The organism is Thiohalocapsa marina (genome assembly GCF_008632335.1).
GTDB lineage: Bacteria > Pseudomonadota > Gammaproteobacteria > Chromatiales > Chromatiaceae > Thiohalocapsa > Thiohalocapsa marina.
This window is the reverse complement of record NZ_VWXX01000050.1, coordinates 1-17,427: the sequence shown is the minus strand read 5'-3', so window position 1 is coordinate 17,427 and position 17,427 is coordinate 1. Positions and strand designations below refer to the sequence as shown.

The following is a 17,427-nucleotide window of genomic DNA, read 5'->3' as shown; positions in this document are numbered from 1 at the left end:
GCGGATAAGCGAAGCGCATCCGCCACAGGCCACAACGGCGGATGCGCTTCGCTTATCCGCCCTACAGTGTTCACCTTGTTTTGGGCGCGTTCCTAAGTGAAGCGATCAGGCGATTCACCCGCAGCCGTCGATAGCCAGTCCATGACCCAAGCTGCAAATCTTTGATAGAGATCGAGCGCAGGTTCGATGGCACTCATGACAAGGGTGAGATCCAGGTCATCATAGAGATGCGTCAGAATGTTGCGCATGCCGCATGCCTTGATGAGCTCAGCCGCGAGTGCCGGCTCCAGCAAGTCGAGGCGCTCGAGTGCCTGGAAGGTTTCGCGATAGCTCGTCGGCAGCGTGTCTTTAGCGGATTTCAGTCGTTGCAAGGCGATATCGGCCGCGCATTCGCACAAGAGCTGCAGCAGGCGCTCGATGGCGTAGTGTTCCCGCAGTCGGGCACTCTGATCGAGATCGGCATAGACGCTGAGATCCCTCAGATATCGATTCAGATAGCCGAGCTTGCGCTCGATGACAGCATTAGCCGAAGACATCGCGCAAGACCTCGCCTTGTTGCCTTCTCATCCACTCACTATCTGCGTACAGGAAGAAGGCACGGTCCCGTTCACGATCGAAGAGGCCGTCCTCCGCCTCCCATAAGCAGATGCCCGCGCGGAACACCTCGAAACGCGTGATGGGTGAGAGGTCCTCGGTAATCAACAGCAGATCAATGGGTTGGGGGGCTGCCCAGCCCTCGAGCAAGGCGTGCCAGTGACCTAATTCCATCAGGTCGGGTCGCCCGCTTGGTAAGACGGCCAGATCCAGATCTCGTCCTGTTTTACCGGCGGCCGTGGAGCCAAAGAGCACCACCAATCGCCAACCAAGATCCCGCGCCAGCCCTGCCAGGCGATCACGCGCTTGGTCCGATAGCGCAAGCGGTGTTTGATGATGTGGCGCGATCCGCCCTTCGTTCGCTTGCGTCTTCATGTCACACGAGGATCTCAGGATGAGGGCCTTAGCCACCACCCAGCGGCGTATAGGTAAATCGTTGCCCGCCAAGGCTGGCCTCGTACATGAGTCCGCCCTTGGCGATGGTGAAGACCGCCATGCCCTTGTGGTATCCGACGCCGAGGGTTGAGGCGTCGTAGCGGTTCTTGCTGGCACCGGCGGAGGCGCCCGCCGTGGTGGCCGCGGCCGAGACGGATGAGGTGATGGCCACCGCATTGGCCTGTGCCGAGAACTCGAAGCTGCTGCTCGTGAATTCCTCGAAGGCGCGGCGATCCTGGAAAAAGATGATCATGCTGTAGACCTGCGCGCCAAGTTGCCAGCCGATCGTCATCTCTGTCATACGCGCATCCCCGACATGCTCGCCCTCGACATAGACGCGCCCCTCGCCCGAGGCCCCGCCCCAGCCGAATCCGGCCTTGCCGATTGTCGGAAACACCGCATAGCCGTAACTGTTGCCGAAGAACTGGCTACTCTCGCCGGCGGTGGCGAAGGAGTACACCGCTTCCAGATACTTGTCGGCCCTGGCGCTGCCCCAGGGGCCGATGAGCAGGAAGACCATTGAGATACGAATGAAGATCTGCAAGGACATAGGACGCGGCTCGGTCATCGCACGCGGGGATTGTGCAGCGCTTCTGTGCGCTGTTCCTCGCTGCTTGGTGCGGAAAGCTGACAGCTTACCGCTTATTCGCTTCTTCAGCCGAGCTCGGCGGCCAGCAGGGCATAAAGCCGTTGCTGTCGCTCCAGCGACAGGCGGCGGATGCGCGCAAGGATATCGTCCATGCTCATCTGATCATAGTGGGCCGCAAGGGCGGTGGCGACCGGGTCCAGACGGGCGCGCTCGGCGGCAGAGAGGTCATCGGGCGGGCTCTGCAGCTGCTTCAGCAGGGCCTCGGTGCCGTGTCTGTCGAGCGCATCGACGGCCTCGGGCGTTGGGAACCTGGCCAGCCAGTCCGCGACACGCCGCGCGCGCTCCGCTTCGGTCAGGACGCTGAGCCGCTGATGCACGGCCTCGAGCAAGCGCTCGACCCGTTCCTGGTCCTCGCCAGACAGATAGGCCGGTGCCGCGACGAGCTCTCGCTCGATGCGCTCGCACTCGGCCGCATTGGCCTTCTGGATCGTTGCGACCAGGCCGAGGCGCGGCTTCACCCAGTCCGCCGAGCGCCGGTGCAGGCCCTCGACGCGCTCCGCCGCGAGCGCCCGGTAGATGGCCTCGATGTTCCACGAATGACGTCTTGGCCGAACAGACATCACACTCAGCCGTCCGCGCTCCAGCTTGCGACCAACCGGGCCATGGGGCGCATGTCCTCGTTCGCCTCGAAGTCCGGATACTCCGGGTTCGCGGCCTTTAGCACATAGCGGCCGTCCGGCAGCTTGGTGACGCGGCGCAACACATACTGGTCATCGCCGGTCGCGTCCTGGCGCTCGACGGCCATCACGCGGCCGGTGATGGAGCCGGCCTTGGTCGGGTCGACCAACTCCAGCAGCAGATAATCACCATCGCGTACCGGGTTCTTGCCGCCGTTCATGGAGTTGCCGGTGGCGCGGGCGACGAAGTGCCGGCTCGGATCGACGCCGCCGTGCCCGGCTGGAACGGGATAGGTCTCTTCCACGTCCGTGCGCCCGGTGCGGAAGTGGCCGCAGGCGATGCGCAGGTCCGGGAAGTACGGGACCTCGGCGCCTTCCACGGCGGGCGACGCCTCGACAGTCGCCGGCCCCGGAAAGTGCAGTATCCGCGCGCCGGTTGCGGGCGCTTCCGCTGTGCCCGTGACGGTGGCATCCGTCGCATCGGCATCAGTTGCCGCATCATCGGCGGCCGTGGCCACCGGCAGCCGGGGCTCGTAGGCCGCCAAGCGATAGTCGACCAGTTCCTGGACCATGGTCTGGAAGGTGGCGTGTTCGCCCTCGGCCACCGAGAAGGTCGGCCGGAAACGGCCCTCGGCCACCTCGAACCAGCGCTTGGCGTCGTCCTTCCGGTTGCCGCCGGTCCAGGCATTGATGGGGTTGCCCTTCCAGTAGCTTAGCCATTTGCGCTCATCCACGGCGTCGACCTGCCGCAGGTCCTTGTGGATGTCGGCGATGAAGCCGCGTCGGCGGCGAAAGACCTCCAGCGCCTGGGCGGATAAGGCCTCGACCGTCGGGGGCTGGCGAAAGCCGTCCAGGTCCAGCATGGACTCCAGCAGGACGGCCTTGAAGCATTTGGTCATGCTGGTGGTTTCCACCTCGCGGAAGAAGTCCGCGTGCCGGTCCAGGCAGGCGGCCTCGTCCGGTGTCAGATCGTCCTGGTCTGCCACCAGGGACCACCAGTGGCCGTGTTGTTTGCGAAGGCCCTGCATGCTGGATCCGCTGCGGTAGAACTCCGCCGGTGTCGGCCGACGGTTCAGGGAGTCGCGCAGCACTTGGTAGTCGGTCGCCGGTCCCTTGCCCTGGAGCCGGATCAGGAACTCGATAATCGCCAGGTCGTAGTTGGCGAAGCAGCCGGGCGGCAGCTTCAGTTCACCGTCGCGGGCGCGACGGCCGAACGCCGCGAGCTGACCATAGCTGCTGCCCACATCGAACAGCGCCTGGGGCTTGTTCAAAAAGCCCTGGTGGTTGCCGATGAAGTCCAGCACGATCAGGTGTTCCTTCTCTGGATGCAGGCGCAGCCCGCGGCCGAGCTGTTGCAGGAACAGCACCTTGGACTCCGTGGGGCGTAGCATCAACACGGTGTCGATGGCGGGTAGATCGACGCCCTCGTTGAACAGGTCCACGGAAAAGATGACCTGGAGACGACCCTGCTCCAGCCGTTCCAGCGCCTCGCTGCGCTCCAGGGGCGAGCCGCGATAGACGGCGGCGGCACGGATGCCCTCGCGCTGGAAGCGATCGGCCATGAAGTCCGCGTGGCTGCGTGACACGCAGAAGGCAAGGGTGCGCTCCCGGCCCTGCTCGCGCCAGTACCGCAGCGCGTGGCGGGCGCGGCCCTGGGTGGCGAGCTTGTTCTCCAGCGCCTGCGGGTCGAAGCGCCCGTTGCGCCAGGGAACCTCTCGGTAGTCCACCGTCTCGTCGTAGATGCCGAAGTAGCGGAAGGGACAGAGCAGCCCGAGCTCGATGCCGTCGAACAGGTGCCGACTGTAGACCAGGTTGTCGTCGCACAGGCTCAGGATGTCCGACTGGTCCGTGCGCTCCGGCGTCGCGGTGAGCCCCAGAAGGAAGCGCGGGCGCAGGTGTTGCAGCAGCCGGCGGTAGGTGGGTGCCGCGGCGTGGTGGAATTCGTCGACCACCACGTAATCGAAGTGGTCCGGCGCGAAGCGCTCCAGATGCTGCGCCTGCCCCAGCGTCTGCACCGACGCGAACAGCAGATCGACGTCGGTCTGCTTGCGGGCGCCGGTGTAGTGGCCGACGCGCGCGCTTGGATGCACCCGCTGGAAGCTCGCCTCCGCCTGCAACAGGATCTCCTCGCGGTGGGCGACGAACAGTACCCGCTCCGCGCCCATCGTCTGACTGTCGAAGGCGGCCAGATAGGTCTTGCCGAGTCCGGTCGCCATCACCACCAGGCCGCGCCGGAAACCCTGCTCGCGGGTCTCCGCCAGCGCGGCGAGGGCCTCGCGCTGGACCTCCGACGGCTCCGGCGCCGCCTCCAGATACCTATCCTCGGGCTCCTCGCAACCGGCCGCGACGAGCAGATGCTGCACCAGGCGCCGACGCGCCTCGTAGCGCTCGATCCAGGGGTAATCCAGAGGCTGCACCCGAGGATGGCCGAACAGGGCCTCGTACCGGTCGCGAATCTCGCGGAAACGTCTGCTGTCGGCGGACTCCGCGTCATCCGTCGGCGCCACCCGAAGGTTCCACTCCAGCCCATCGGTCAGCGCGGTGCGGCTCAGGTTGCTGGAACCGACGAAGGCCGCACCCCAGACCGTCTCGCCCTCGCGGGTTCTAGTACAGATGTACGCCTTGAGATGAAAGCTCTGCCGCTCGGCCTCGAATACCCGAATATCGGCGCCGCGTTCCGCCAACAGCATCAGGCTGCGCAACGCTTGCGGGTCAGTGACGTCCAGATAATCGCTGGTCAGCACCTGAAGTCGGGCGCCGCGTATATCGATCGCATCGTCCAGCGCCCGATAGATCATCGCCAGTCCGCTGGACTTGATGAAGGCCACCGCCAGATCGATCCGGTCTGCGCTCCGAATCGCCTCCAGCAGGTGCGGCAGAAAGGGGTCGCCCGTCCCGCCGGTGGTCAGGAACTGCGGCAAGCTCAGTCTGTCCTTCGCAGCAAGGTATTCAGCCAGCGCTCCGACTCGCGGCCCGGCCGACGATCGCCGGTGGTCCAGGTCTCCACCTCTTCCAGACCAGTCACTTGCCGCAGCAGTGCCGCGAGCCCCGGCTCGTCAAGGTCGGTGAAGCGCCGGCCGTGGTGCTCACGCTCACCGCGGCCGTACTTGAAGGAGGCGTAGAGGATGCCACGCGGCTTCAGAGCGTCGCGCATTCGCTGCATCACCTCTGGAAGCTCGGGCTCCGACACATGCAGCAGGCTGGCGCAGGCCCAGATGCCGTCGAACTCGCTTTGCCAGGTGACGTCCTGGAAACGTAAGCACTGGACGGGCTGGCCGCAGTGCTGCTCGGCCAATTCGACGAGGGCGGGGGAGGCGTCGAAGGCGGTCACCGCGCAGTCGAGCGTCGCGAAGGCCAGCGCATCGCGGCCAGAGCCACACCCAGCGTCGAGGACGTGCGCCGGGTTCCGCAACAGCGAGAGGAATCGGCGATGGAGTGGAGCCATGTCCACGTCGACAGTATCGTCGAAGAAGGTCGCCGCGTGGTTCTGGTAATAGTCAATGCTCACGTCCGCCGCTGAACCAGCTCGATAACGGATAGGAAATTCAAGCCACCCTGAGGGTCTAATCCGGCGGTGAAGCCGGAGGGTAGTCGAGTCCTGGATGTGAGGTCAAGGACCGGACACATGGGGCAGCCACCTCGCGCGCAACGCGCGTGGCAGGCTGTAGTGGCGTGCTGGAGCGGGCTCGGGGGCATGCCAGAAGGGGGCAAGACGAAGGCGCTCGGCACCGCCTCCCGCAGGAGACGGCGGCGACCAGGCGACGCTGCCGAGCCGCTCGCCGAGTCCATAGGGCTCGCTGCTGCCGAGATACGAAAACAGCGTGCGCTCGTTTTGCGCGACCTTCTGACAGAGCGTGGGCAGGATGAGCAGCGTGACCGGGTGCAGCGGGTAACAGCGGTCGAAGAGCTGACGCGCCTTCTCGGCCTCGAGACCCAACGGCAGGGCGCCCTCGGCGGTGAGGGTGGCGCTGGCACGATCGAGCTGCGCGGAGACCGCGGCGGGCAGTGCGCCGTCGCGCTCGAAGGCGGCGCCGACGACGCGCAGCGCCTGCTCCGCCGGCTCCAGAAAGGCGTTGGCCTCGAAGCGGCCCTGTACCTTCTGCCATTCGTCGCGCAGTTGCTTGCCCAAGCGGTGACTGTAGTGCTCGAAGGCCTGGTGCAGCATGACCAGCACCTGCAGCGGCGTGGGGCTGGCTTGCTGGGCATGCTCGGCGAGCAACTGCAGCAGATGGATCTCGCGCCGCTGTGGGTGGAACGACTCGTATTCGAGGATCTTGCCAAGTTCGTCGAGCTCGATCAGCACCCCACTGCCGCCGGCGTAGGCCCAGGCGCGCTGCACGCGCGAGACGAGCTTGAGCACAGCATCCATGGGCGCGCCGGACTCGGCAACGCCGAGCAGTTCCTCTTGCAGTGCCGGCGGCAGCCCCGCCTGCTCGACGGCGATGGCGAGCGCCAGCATGAGCTGTCGGACCAGGGAGTCGGGGATGCCGTTGACGGTGACGCGCAAGTAGCCGCGCTGCCCGGCGACGGCGCTGCGGAAGCGCTCGCTGAGGTCGCGGTCGGCGCCGTCGAGCACGGTGGTCGCGGCCTGGTGCAGCTCGGTCTCGGGGGCGGCGAGCAGGGCGCCAGCGAAGAGCCCGAGGGTGGATTTTCCGGACCCATAGGGTCCGATCAGGGCCAGGGCGCGATTGTGTGCGTCTTTGGTCAGACCGTCCGCGATCTGCCGTAGCGATTGCAATGCGCGCGAGGTGGGCAGATAGGCGCGAACCAGCTCGGGGGTATTGCCGTCGCGCGCGAGGTTGATGGAACGGGTGTAGACCGCGCCGATGCGAACGCGTCGATCCAGCGGCTGGTTCGGGGCCTGATCCGCAGTCCGATCAAGCGGCTGGTCCAATGGCGGCACGGTCATTTCCTTTGGTAATAGGCGCGCAGGACGTCGAGCGGATCGCTGACTTCGGTACGGCGGTAGATCTGATGCACGCCGGCGGTGTCGCGCAGCTCGTAGCTGTGCGGGTAGTGCTCGATGACCCGCTCCAGGGTGCCCATGAGCCCCTCTTCGCTGAGGCGGAAAACGGCGCCTGGGGCGGCCCAGCCGTCGCCGCCATAAAGCAGCACGCGCACCGGCAGTGCGGGCTGCGTTGGGTCCGCCCGAAAGCGCTGCGAAAGCGCGAAATGCAGCGCGAACGGTGGCAGAAAGGGGCGCGAGCTGCGGACGCTGCGATAGCCGCCGTCCGCGTCGGGCTCAACGAGGCCGAGCTGCGCGAGCGGGGAGTCGAGATGCTCATCGGTGCGGCCTTCGACGGCGGCATACATGCGCAGCAGCGTTGAGATGTCGGATTTGAGCGTGCTCTGCGAGCGGCCAGCCTTGAGCGCCTGCCCGACGAATTCGGTCAGCCCGCTAAGGGCGTCTGCATCGCGAAACCGCGGCATGGCGAAGTGGTTAAAAAACCAGAAGAAACCCGTTGCATGCTCGGCGTTGGAGGCGATCAGCCAATGCAGGATCCAGAGCGTGGCGTCGTCTTCGAGGTAGGGATCGCCTTGGGTGCCGAGCATGGCCTGGCCGAGCCGAGTGGGCCGGGCCGGTCCGTCGCTGAAGTCGATCACGCCCGCGACCTGTAGCCAGTAATGGATGGCATTGACCATGTTGCGGCCGACACCCAGGGTGATCATGGCCCGCTCGGCGTCGCTGAGCAGCTGCGGGTCTTGCTTGAGGGATTCGTAGCCCTTCGGCAGCCAGCCATAGCGAAGCGGAAAGGTCTCGTGGCGGCCAAAGGTGGCCTTGTCGCGCGCTAGTCTCATCATGCGGTCGTCTTAACCGGGGGAGGCGAATGGGCCATGCAGGTGCGCCGCGCCTGTCAGCAAAACACAGGATGCTGTTTAATCTAAGTGTTTTCGGGTGACCGTCGACGCCCCTTGCATCGGGTCATGCAGCGGACCGTTTGTTATGGTCCGAAATGTTTACGATCTTCAAGGCCGATGTCTTCATGGGGACACATGAGCTTATCTGAATCGTCGTGGCAGTTCCAGTTCAGCATGAGTGTTGGCTCGCCGGAGCTTCGTCTATAGGTCGGAAATGGCTCGTTATTGTAGCGAGGAACAGCCGGAATCTCTCAATGCGTGTGAGAATTCTTTCCGTGAGTCGTAATCTAATCGTGTGAAAATTTTTCGGCGTGCTCAGGCTTCTGCTGATGCCGTGGGCTGGCTTGGCGCTTGCGAGGCGTCTACTTCGGGTTTGGCGGGGATTGTGATGGCGGTTTAGCGCGTAGCCAGCGTTCACTGAGCGGCGTCATACGCCGAGCAGTGGGCGTGCTGAGCATGCGTCGCTCAGCGGTTTTTGGCGTTATGCCTCGGTCCAGCGGTGGCGATAGCTTCCGTCCGGATCATGCTCCCGGGCTTGCTTGAGCGGATCGAAGCGGCGGCCGCCGCGGGGGTCGGTACCGCGGCCGGCGATGTAGAGCCGGTTGCCCTGATTGCTGTAGACGTCGTAGTCGATCAGCTGGGACTCGAACCAGGCGGCCCCGGCGCGCCAGTCGCAGGCCAGGTCGTGGATCAGGAAGCTGGCGACGATCTGGCGCATGCGGTTGGAGAGATAGCCGGTGGCCGCCAGCTCGCGCATGCCGGCATCCACCAGCGCCTGGCCGCTACACCCCAGGCACCAGCGCCTGAAGGCCGCGGCATCATGCGCGGGCGGCGGCAGACTGGAGAGGCCGGCGGCCCGGTACAGCCGCCGACCTCGGGGCCCGGCGCAACAACCCGCGGTGCTTCCAAGGCGACCCGCGCTGGGGCCTGGGCCTTCTCTCTTAATCACATCAGCGCCTCGGTGGTCATCCGGTCGACATCGAAGGTCGAGAGCAAGACCGCATCGGTTTCGAGTTGGCCGAGCTGAGGCAGCCAGGTCTGGCGCTCGGTGAGCAGGCAAAACCCGCAGACAAGAAAGGGTGAATTGACGTTTCTCCGTGTGCGCTCTGCGTCTTCTGCGCCTCTGCGGTTGGAAATTCGAATGGTTTGCTTCCGGCGTAACAATCCAAGGTCAGAGCGCCCGCCACACCAGCCGCTCCACCCCCAGGGCCACCACGGCGAAGGCGCGCAGATCCTTCAGGCCGTAGCGCTCGCGCAGGGTGGCGCCGTAGTTCGCCGCTTGCGCGGCGGCCTCATCCAGCTTCGCCGCGACGGCGGGCAGGGTGGCCAACGCCTCCCGCGACTGCTTGCGCACCTGCTCGCCGGTGAGCCCCAGCTCCTTCAGCCCCAGGTACTTGAACTCCAGCAACAGATCCAGCGCCTGGAAGCGGCGCATGTCCGGGCGCAGGATCAGGGCCAGGTCCGCATAGCCGCGGTCGGTCTCCAGCTCCGAGACGGCCATGTACAGCCGGTCGTCGAACAGCAGCGTCAGGAACGCGAACTTCACCAGCAGCTCGTTGCTCCAGCGGTAGTCGCGGTTGGACAGCACTCGAAAATAGCGTTGCTCGATAAAGTCCGCCAAGGGGGCCAGATCCGCTTGCTGGCCCAGGCGCCGCACCAGCGCTGGCAAGTCCCGCTGATCCTGCGGATCGGTCAGCCAGCGCTCGCGCAGGCGCTCCACATACAGCCCGCGGGCCACCAGATTGGGGATGCGCAGCAGGCACTCGTTGAAGGACGTCAGTCCGGCCAGGGTCAGGATGCCGAAGAAATACAGTAACGAGGCCATGAACGGCTGGTCTTTGACTGCCCGCAGCACATCTTCCACGCCGAAGCGCTGGATCAGCTCCGGGATCAGCACCCGATCGTCGCCGCTCAGGGCGTCGATGAGCAGGTCCTCCCCATGGGGCAGGCGGGCGATGTAGAGCAGCTTGTTGCGGTCCATGGCCAGATTCTCATCGAGCATGCGCCGGGGATAGCGGCCCTGCTGCCCCAGGGCCTTGAGAAAGTACAGGCTCAGGGTCGGGTTGTAGAGGCTCTCGTCGGCCTCCTCGCTGAAGCGATAGCCGTTGTAGAAGGTGCGCATGGTGGCCAGCGCATCCGCAGGCGACCAGTCGCTGCCCTTGCCCTTGCTCTCATCGGTCAGTTGGGTCAGGACCGTCTCCACCTCGGCCTCGGTGAAGCCGCACAGGGCGTTGAAGCCGGATTCCAGGTAGATGTTCTCGCCGACGTTGTAGCCGCTGGTCATGTCGCTCAAGACAACCGGTGAGACGCCGGTGATGAACGCCCGATCCAGCCCCAGGCCACCGGCGGCGGCCTTCACCGCCTTGAACACCGTCTTCAGCAGCCCCTCGCCATAGAGCAGCGCGGCATAGCGATCGCGACTGCCGTCACGGTCGGCCATCAGCACCTCGTTGGCGAAGTTGTCGTATTCGTCAATCAGCAGGTAAAGCTTGTGTGGGGTCTGGGAGATCGCCGACAGGGCTGAGGCGAAGGATGAGAGCGCATTGCTGGGGTGAATCGCGATCGGCACCGGTAGGCGATCGGCATAGCGCTGATGGAAGGCGCTGATGCAGTCGTTCAGATGCTGATGCAGCGCCGCCTCGATGTCGTCCACCTCGCCGTGGGCCTGCACCAGGGAAAAGTCCCAGCGCATGACGAAGTACTGATTGCGCAGCGGGGTCGGCGCGCGCCCGACGGCGAGCCCCCCGAACAAGGCCTCGAAATGCCCCGCGCGGTTCAGATCGTAGTAATGCTCCAGCATCGACAGCAGCAGGCTCTTGCCGAAGCGGCGCGGGCGCAGAAAGATCAGTTGCCGGCCCGTGTCCTCCAGCGACGCGATACGGTCGGTACGATCCTGATACCAGTAGCCTTGCTCAATCAGGGCGCCGAAATCGCTCAGGCCGTAGGGGAATTTCATGGCTGTTCCGGGTTCGGTGACGCCACCGCTGGGGGAGGGGCTTCTTCGCAGTCTAGCAAAGACGCGCAACGCCACCCAGGCGGGTGTCTCCGCAACTGGACGGGTCCCGGAGCGGCGCCCGCGGCTCTGGCGCTTGGTGAGCAGGTCCACCAGAAAGGTCGGCGTGCCGGTCTCGAACCACCAGGGGCGGAACAGCCGCTCCTGGAATAGCAGCAGTGCTGCTGCGCACAAGTTTAGCGCGGTCCGCCCTCGGGCGAAGGTGTGTTGAACCGCGGAGGGGCAGAATGCAGAGAAAATGCAGGGTGAATCGGAATTTACCTGGCGATCTCGGTCGGTTATCACGTGCGCCTCGGGGATAGGCCCAGGAAGGGGCTGCGCCAGAAAACAGTTCCGGGGCAGTTCGGGGACAGTTCACTTCATTCAGCGTTTGGCTTGGCCCGAAAACCCTTGTTGACTCGCCGGAAGAAGGCATCCGCCTGACGATAAGGCACGATCCAGAAATAACCTACACGGATGCACGGTAGGGCGGATAAGCGAAGCGCATCCGCCACAGGCCACAACGGCGGATGCGCTTCGCTTATCCGCCCTAGAGTGTTCACCTTGTTTTGGGCGCGTTCCTAAGGATTTCTTTGGTATACGCTGATCTCGCGCTGGTGGTAGATGGCGCCGTCGGCGCTGAGTCACACATTGGCGGAGGGTGGGCATGCTGCGCGTTGCCCACGCTACACCGCTCGCCCTCGCGTGCCCCGGATGCGTTGTCGCCAGTGCCTAGGGGCGTTCGGCTTCCGCGGCGCGGATGCGTTGAACGGCGGCGATGATGGCGTCGGCCGCGAAGGCGATCTCGGCCGGTGTGTGCTGGGGTGCGAAGCTGACGCGCACCGCGCCGTAGAGCGCCTCCTCCGCGACGCCCATTGCCCGTAGCACGGGCGAGGGATCGACCGTGCCGGAGGAGCAGGCCGAGCCGGAGGCGATGGCGATGTCGGCGGCGGTCTGGTTGATCAGGGCGTCGCTGCGGATACCGTCGATGGAGAGGTTGACGATGTAAGGGGAGGCCTGTTGCGGGCTGCCGTGGACCTGCAGCGGCAGCGCGGCGCCGAGCCGTTCGAGAAACTGCGCCTTGAGGTCGGCGACGTGCTGCAGGTCGTGCGCCCGGCGCTCGGCGGCCAGCTCCAGGGCGGCGGCAAGACCCAGGATCTGATGCGTGGCGAGGGTGCCCGGACGCAGGCCGAATTCCTGACCGCCGCCATAGCAGAGGGGTCGCAGACGCAGCCGGCGGCGGTCGCGAATCAGCAGGCAGCCGGCACCCTTGGGGCCATGAAACTTGTGCGCCGAGAGCGAGAGCAGGTCGATGCCGCTGGCACCCATGTCGATCTTGAGCTTGCCGGCGGCCTGCGCGGCATCCACGTGCAGCAGCACGCCGTGCTGCGTGGCGACCTCTGCGACGGCCTCGACGGGCTGGATGACGCCGGTCTCGTTGTTGGTGTGCATGAGCGAGATCAGCAAGGTGTCCGGGCGCAGGGCCGCGGCGATGGCCTCCGGGCTCACCCGGCCGTCGCGCTCGGGGTCGACGTAGCTGATCTCGAAGCCCTCTTGTTCCAGTGACTTGCAGCAGGCGAGTGTGGCCTTGTGCTCGATCCGGGAGGTGACGATGTGCCGGCCCTGGCCGGCATGCGCCAGGGCGATGCCGCGCAGCGCAAGATTGATGCTCTCGGTGGCGCCGGAGGTGAAGACCACCTCGTCGGCCTCGCAGCCGAGCTCGCGGGCAACGCGGCCGCGCGCGGCCTCGATCAGCGCCGCGGCGGCGCGGCCCGGCACATGCTCGGCGGAGGATGGATTGGCGTAGCCGGTCGGATCGCCCAAGGCCTCGACCATGACGGCAATCACCTCGGGCGCCAGCGGGGTGGTGGCTGCCGTGTCGAGGTACAGGGGCTTGTTGATTGGTGTCATGGTCGCCTATTTTGCGTATTTCCGGCTGCGGACGCAGGCCAGGTTCTCTTCAGGGGCCGGCATTCGGTTGTCTGCCGGTAGGTCTCTGGAGCTCCGGTCAGTGGGTGTTCATGTGGCGATCCGGGTCCATGCGCTCGTGCAGGATGCGGATTGGCTGCAAGCGCGGCCAAGCCCTCGCTCAGTTCGTCGAGATAGCGGTCGGCCTGCTCCGCGCCCCAGGTCTCGAACGAGTCACGCCAGATCGCGACCAAATCGTCCTCGGCGGCCGCTTGCTTGTGAACCTCAATCATCCAGCGTGCCTGAGCCTACCTCATTGACATCAAGCCGGACTATAAGACTTTGTCTTACCCACGCAAGCCCGACAGCAGGGCGACTGGGGTATGTTTGCAAAAATGCGTGAGAGTTATGATGCCAGGCACATGACCAATCCTGGAAAGATCATCGGCCGCCGGACCTATCTGCATCTGGACGCCTTGCCGGCCCTGGACGAGGGGCGGCGGGCCGATTGGGAGCGGGCGATCGCACAGGCCGAGCAGGCCGCGGAGATCGTGCGCGGTGAGCAATTCAATGTGGTGCGGCTGGACGCGGATGGCCAGATCGCATTGCTGCATTATGCCGACTTTTTCGACGACCCTTTCCCGACACTGCGCGAAAGCTGGCGTTTCGAGCCCAGCACAGGGGAGGTTGGCTATCGCACCTATGCCGACTCGCTGAATCCGCCGATCCTGCACCGCAAGGAGCTGCTGCTGCCGGCTGATCATCCGCGTCGGGACGAGTATGCGGCGCTGACGGCGGCAGCGGAGTCCATCGGGCTGTTCGACGACACCACGCGCATCGGCTATCAGCGCCAGTGGCTGGCGCTGGTGCGCGAGAAGGGCTATCGCATCGATGGCCACGCCCTGGTGCCCCTGGGGAATGTCGAGGGCGCCCGTGACGAGATCGCGCCGGGTGGGAGCAAGGGTGGGAGCGGCGAAGAGATTGGCGGTGAATCTGGCGGAGGGACTGGCGGAGGAACTGGCGTTGAGACGTCAGAGCCACTGCATACCGGCTGGGAGGCAGCACGCCAGCTCACGGCCATGGTGCGCTACGGCTTCTCGGCGCCGGTGCAGAGCCTGGCCCGGCACGGCTTTCTCGATGGGCGCTATCGCCTGTTCGACTACGGCTGCGGGCGCGGCGACGATCTGCGCGGCCTGCGCGAGAACGGCATTTCGGCCGCTGGCTGGGACCCCTATTACGCCCCCGACGGGCCGATCGAGCCCGCGGATATCGTCAATCTGGGTTTTGTCATCAACGTCATCGAGGACTTCGACGAGCGGCTCGAGGCGCTGACGCGGGCCTGGTCCCTGGCCGAGCGGCTGCTCGTGGTCTCGGTGATGCTGGCCAACCAGAACGACCCGCGCGGCGACCGGTTTCGCGACGGTGTGCTGACCAAGCGTGGGACCTTTCAGAAGTACTACAGCCAGGCCGAGATCAAGGCCTTCCTGACCCAGGCGCTGGACGAGGAGCCCATTGCCGTGGCGCCTGGTGTGCTCTATGTCTTCCGCGACAAGGACAGCGAGCAGCGCTTTCTGCTCGAGCGCTACCGTCGGCGCGGCAACCGGTTGCGCGAGCCAAGCGCGCGGCTGCGCCCGGTACGCGAGCCGCGGCAGCGCCGTGATCGCGCGGCGGAGCAGTATGCCGCCTATCAGTCGCCGCTGGAGCGGCTTTGGGACGATTGGCTCAGCCTTGGGCGCAAGCCCGACAAGGCCGAGGTTGCGGACCTGCTGACCCTGGCCGAGGGCTTCGGCAGCCTGGGCAAGGCGCTGCGCTTTCTGGAGGCGCACAAGCGCACCGCGCTGGGCGATGAGATGGTCGACGGCCTCCTGGGCGAGGTCGCGTCGGCCCGCGTTGCCGACCTGGAGGTCTATTTCGCGCTCATGCAATTCGAGCGTCGCCGGCCTTACAAGCACCTGGAGCCAGGCCTGCAGCGCGACATCAAGCAGTTCTTCGGCGACTACGGCGCGGCGCAGTCTGCCGGCTGGGCGCGGCTGCTGCAGATCGCCGATGTGCAGGCCATCGGCCAGGCCTGTCGCGAGGCCGCCGAGCATGGCCTCGGCTGGCTGGAGCGAGGGGGCGGCGCGCCCGAGGATGCAGACGGCGAGCAGGGCGCGCGCGGCTCGCTGCAGCTGCACGCCAGCCTGGTGGAGCAACTGCCCGCGCTGCTGCGCATCTATGCGGCGGCCGCGGCGATGCTCTATGGTGATTGGCGCAGTGCCGATCTGGTCAAGATCCACATCGGCTCCGGCAAGCTGACGCTGATGCGCTTCGACGACTTCGATGGCCAGCCGCTGCCGCGGCTGCTGGAGCGGGTGAAGATCCGGCTGCGCGAGCAGGAGTTCGATTATTTCGGCTATGGCGACGACTACGAGCCGCCATTCCTGTACTGGAAGTCGCGCTACATCAACGAGGAAGATCCCGGCTACCCGCAGCAGCTCGCCTTCGACGAGGCGCTCGACGGGCTTGGGCTGCTCGACCTCTCAGGCTACGGACCGGCGCCGCGCGTGCTGCTCGACACCCTGGCGCGGCACCGCTGGACGCTGGATGGCTTCCAGTTGTGCCGCTCGCTGACGCCGCCGGCGCTGGATGACACCTGCGGCCGGTTCCTGAGCTTTCGCCAGCTCATCGAGTGCGGCGAGACCTGGGAGGAGACCCGGCTCGAGAATCTACCCAAGGCGCCCGAGAGCTGGAATGCGCTGCTCGAGCTTGCCGAGCAGGTGCTGGACCCGGTGATCGACTGGTTCGGCATGATCCGGCTGACCTATGGCTTCTGCTCGCCGGCCCTGGCGCGGCGGATCCCGGGGCGCATCGATCCCAAGCGCGACCAGCACGCGGCGCATGAGCGCAACCGCCTGGGCAATCCGGTCTGCGAGCGGCTGGGCGCCGCGGTGGACTTCGTCATCGACGACGAGGACATGCTGGAGGTGGCGCGCTGGATCGTCGAGCACACGCCGTTCGACCGGCTGTACTTCTACGGCCCCAATCTGCCGATCCATGTCAGTTACGGACCGCAGCACAGCCGCCAGGTGGTGCTGATGCGGCCGGGCAAGTCCGGGCGGCTCGTGCCGAAGGTGGTGTCGGTCGAGCAGTTCCTCTGCGCCGGCGTGTCGCCTGCCGCCGGCATTGGTCGCGATCGAGCATTCCGGACACTGGGGAACTAAATACTGGGCGACCAAGGGCGTGAATGCAGTGCCGCTTGCGATCGACGGGTCAGCGGCGCAGGACCTCTTCCAGCGAGTTCGCATCGAGCACCCGGTCGCCCCAGGTCTCGATGTCTTCCAGCGATGCACTGGCAAGGCGCTCCAGCACCTGCGCCGGCAGGGGGCCGAAGCGACGACTCAGCTGACGCTGAAGCAGCAGAACCTCGCCCTCCAGGCGACCTTCCTGCCGGCCTTCCTGCCGGCCTTCTTGAAGTCCTGCCAGGCGTCCTTCCTGCAGCCCCTTGCGCTTGTACTCCTCGGCCCATTGATCGAATTTTTCCGCCAGTGTCATTTTCAGCTCCGTCAGGTCGTAGACGTCGGGGATGACCAGCTGGTTGCGGCTGCGTCGGCGCAGCAGCGCGCGTATCCAGATGGCAAACTGCCGGCGCAGTTCCGGCTGGCCCGCCAGCCAGTCGTTGAGCAGGTCGATCAGCCGCAACAGGTCGCGGTCTTCGGCCGGATGCTCGAAGCGGATGATGGCGGCAACCAGGTTGCGCATGCCCGCCAGGTCCGCCTCCGCGTAGCGATTCTCATCGATCAGCAGGTACTTGAGCCGGGGCAGGAAGTCGGACACCAGCCCCGGGACCTTCGGTAACAGGTCGGCGAGGTCTTCCGGCGCACTCCAGATACTGCCTCCATTGTAGAGCACGATGGGCAGCACCGGCGGCAGCGGTCGCCCGGGCGCGATCTCCTTGCGCCGGATCAGGTCCTGGTAGAGCAGGCCGATGTAGACCAGCAGGCGCACGGCCATGAACGGGTCCACACGGCTCTGGAATTCGATCAGGATGTACAGATACAGCCAGTCGTCACCGGCCTTCACCCGCCAGACCACGTCGTCGCTGCGCTGGCGCAGGTCGTCGGTGACGTAGTCGCTGGAGACCTTCTCCAGGGTGCTGTAGTCCAGCCCGTGCAGCCAGGCGTCGGGGATGAAGCCCAGCACCAGGTCGCGCACCACCTCGGGAGCGGAGAACAGCAGCTTGTAGCCGGCATCGTCCTCGTGCATGCGCCGGATTGTAGACCGAAACGGCACCCGCAGGGAGCAGGCCTGGGGCTGAATGACCATTAGGAACGCGCCCAAAACAAGGTGAACACTGTAGGGCGGATAAGCGAAGCGCATCCGCCGGTGTGGCCTGT

Annotated in this window: 15 protein-coding genes; 1 reads left to right on the top strand and 14 read right to left on the bottom strand. The window is 65.7% G+C overall.

Features of this window, described 5'->3' with window-relative positions:
* Positions 1 to 92: 92 nt before the first annotated feature.
* From hepT to F2Q65_RS18130, 13 genes are all read right to left on the bottom strand, one after another.
* On the bottom strand, positions 93 to 536 hold the full coding sequence (gene hepT, locus F2Q65_RS18190) for a type VII toxin-antitoxin system HepT family RNase toxin (RefSeq protein ID WP_150094821.1): 444 nt from the start codon (positions 534 to 536) through the stop codon (positions 93 to 95).
* Positions 523 to 969: a nucleotidyltransferase domain-containing protein gene (locus tag F2Q65_RS18185; RefSeq protein WP_170265809.1), complete on the bottom strand. Its 447-nt coding sequence runs from the start codon at positions 967 to 969 to the stop codon at positions 523 to 525. Before F2Q65_RS18185 ends, hepT begins: the two co-directional genes overlap by 14 nt.
* 28 nt (positions 970 to 997) lie before the next feature.
* Positions 998 to 1,579 (bottom strand): lipid-binding SYLF domain-containing protein, encoded by a 582-nt coding sequence (locus F2Q65_RS18180; RefSeq protein WP_150094820.1) that lies wholly within the window; start codon positions 1,577 to 1,579, stop codon positions 998 to 1,000.
* A 104-nt stretch (positions 1,580 to 1,683) separates the two neighbouring features.
* Positions 1,684 to 2,238 carry a hypothetical protein gene (locus F2Q65_RS18175; RefSeq protein WP_150094819.1) on the bottom strand — a complete coding sequence of 185 codons (555 nt, stop codon included), beginning with the start codon at positions 2,236 to 2,238 and terminating at the stop codon, positions 1,684 to 1,686.
* 5 nt (positions 2,239 to 2,243) lie between these two features.
* Positions 2,244 to 5,216: a DEAD/DEAH box helicase family protein gene (locus F2Q65_RS18170; protein ID WP_150094818.1), complete on the bottom strand. Its 2,973-nt coding sequence runs from the start codon at positions 5,214 to 5,216 to the stop codon at positions 2,244 to 2,246.
* A gap of 2 nt (positions 5,217 to 5,218) precedes the next feature.
* Positions 5,219 to 5,803 (bottom strand): class I SAM-dependent methyltransferase, encoded by a 585-nt coding sequence (locus tag F2Q65_RS18165; protein ID WP_246156359.1) that lies wholly within the window; start codon positions 5,801 to 5,803, stop codon positions 5,219 to 5,221.
* 102 nt (positions 5,804 to 5,905) lie between these two features.
* On the bottom strand, positions 5,906 to 7,198 hold the full coding sequence (locus tag F2Q65_RS18160) for a hypothetical protein (protein WP_211354094.1): 1,293 nt from the start codon (positions 7,196 to 7,198) through the stop codon (positions 5,906 to 5,908).
* Positions 7,199 to 7,200: 2 nt separating this feature from the next.
* The gene (locus F2Q65_RS18155) at positions 7,201 to 8,097 is read right to left on the bottom strand and encodes a DUF4007 family protein (protein ID WP_246156358.1); all 897 of its coding nucleotides are present in this window, start codon (positions 8,095 to 8,097) and stop codon (positions 7,201 to 7,203) included.
* A gap of 538 nt (positions 8,098 to 8,635) precedes the next feature.
* Positions 8,636 to 9,103: an FAD-binding domain-containing protein gene (locus F2Q65_RS20255; protein WP_281291065.1), complete on the bottom strand. Its 468-nt coding sequence runs from the start codon at positions 9,101 to 9,103 to the stop codon at positions 8,636 to 8,638.
* Positions 9,100 to 9,318, bottom strand: coding sequence for a hypothetical protein (locus tag F2Q65_RS18145; RefSeq protein WP_150094817.1), 219 nt, complete (start codon positions 9,316 to 9,318; stop codon positions 9,100 to 9,102). Before F2Q65_RS18145 ends, F2Q65_RS20255 begins: the two co-directional genes overlap by 4 nt.
* A gap of 7 nt (positions 9,319 to 9,325) precedes the next feature.
* Positions 9,326 to 11,110, bottom strand: coding sequence for an AAA family ATPase (locus F2Q65_RS18140; RefSeq protein WP_150094823.1), 1,785 nt, complete (start codon positions 11,108 to 11,110; stop codon positions 9,326 to 9,328).
* A 768-nt stretch (positions 11,111 to 11,878) separates the two neighbouring features.
* Positions 11,879 to 13,057, bottom strand: a complete 1,179-nt coding sequence (locus tag F2Q65_RS18135) for a cysteine desulfurase family protein (protein ID WP_150094816.1) — start codon at positions 13,055 to 13,057, stop codon at positions 11,879 to 11,881.
* Complete coding sequence (locus F2Q65_RS18130; protein WP_150094815.1) at positions 13,054 to 13,347, bottom strand: type II toxin-antitoxin system RelE/ParE family toxin; 294 nt, start codon at positions 13,345 to 13,347, stop codon at positions 13,054 to 13,056. Before F2Q65_RS18130 ends, F2Q65_RS18135 begins: the two co-directional genes overlap by 4 nt.
* A gap of 129 nt (positions 13,348 to 13,476) precedes the next feature.
* Here F2Q65_RS18130 and F2Q65_RS18125 point away from each other — a divergent pair, with 129 nt between their 5' ends.
* Complete coding sequence (locus F2Q65_RS18125) at positions 13,477 to 16,254, top strand: DNA phosphorothioation-associated putative methyltransferase (RefSeq protein WP_150094814.1); 2,778 nt, start codon at positions 13,477 to 13,479, stop codon at positions 16,252 to 16,254.
* Positions 16,255 to 16,303: 49 nt separating this feature from the next.
* On the opposite strand, the gene F2Q65_RS18120 is transcribed toward F2Q65_RS18125, so the two are convergent.
* Entirely contained in the window at positions 16,304 to 17,356 is a 1,053-nt protein-coding gene (locus F2Q65_RS18120) for an Rpn family recombination-promoting nuclease/putative transposase (RefSeq protein ID WP_211354093.1), read from the bottom strand.
* Positions 17,357 to 17,427 lie beyond the last annotated feature (71 nt).

Bases quoted from the DNA above. Each gene is read 5' to 3' on its own strand.
- F2Q65_RS18120 (WP_211354093.1), bottom strand. From the start codon at position 17,356: ATGGTCATTCAGCCCCAGGCCTGCTCCCTGCGGGTGCCGTTTCGGTCT.
- F2Q65_RS18130 (WP_150094815.1), bottom strand. From the start codon at position 13,347: ATGATTGAGGTTCACAAGCAAGCGGCCGCCGAGGACGATTTGGTCGCG.
- F2Q65_RS18140 (WP_150094823.1), bottom strand. From the start codon at position 11,110: ATGAAATTCCCCTACGGCCTGAGCGATTTCGGCGCCCTGATTGAGCAA.
- F2Q65_RS18180 (WP_150094820.1), bottom strand. From the start codon at position 1,579: ATGTCCTTGCAGATCTTCATTCGTATCTCAATGGTCTTCCTGCTCATC.
- F2Q65_RS18125 (WP_150094814.1), top strand. From the start codon at position 13,477: ATGACCAATCCTGGAAAGATCATCGGCCGCCGGACCTATCTGCATCTG.
- F2Q65_RS18135 (WP_150094816.1), bottom strand. From the start codon at position 13,057: ATGACACCAATCAACAAGCCCCTGTACCTCGACACGGCAGCCACCACC.
- hepT (WP_150094821.1), bottom strand. From the start codon at position 536: ATGTCTTCGGCTAATGCTGTCATCGAGCGCAAGCTCGGCTATCTGAAT.
- F2Q65_RS18185 (WP_170265809.1), bottom strand. From the start codon at position 969: ATGAAGACGCAAGCGAACGAAGGGCGGATCGCGCCACATCATCAAACA.
- F2Q65_RS18175 (WP_150094819.1), bottom strand. From the start codon at position 2,238: ATGTCTGTTCGGCCAAGACGTCATTCGTGGAACATCGAGGCCATCTAC.
- F2Q65_RS18155 (WP_246156358.1), bottom strand. From the start codon at position 8,097: ATGATGAGACTAGCGCGCGACAAGGCCACCTTTGGCCGCCACGAGACC.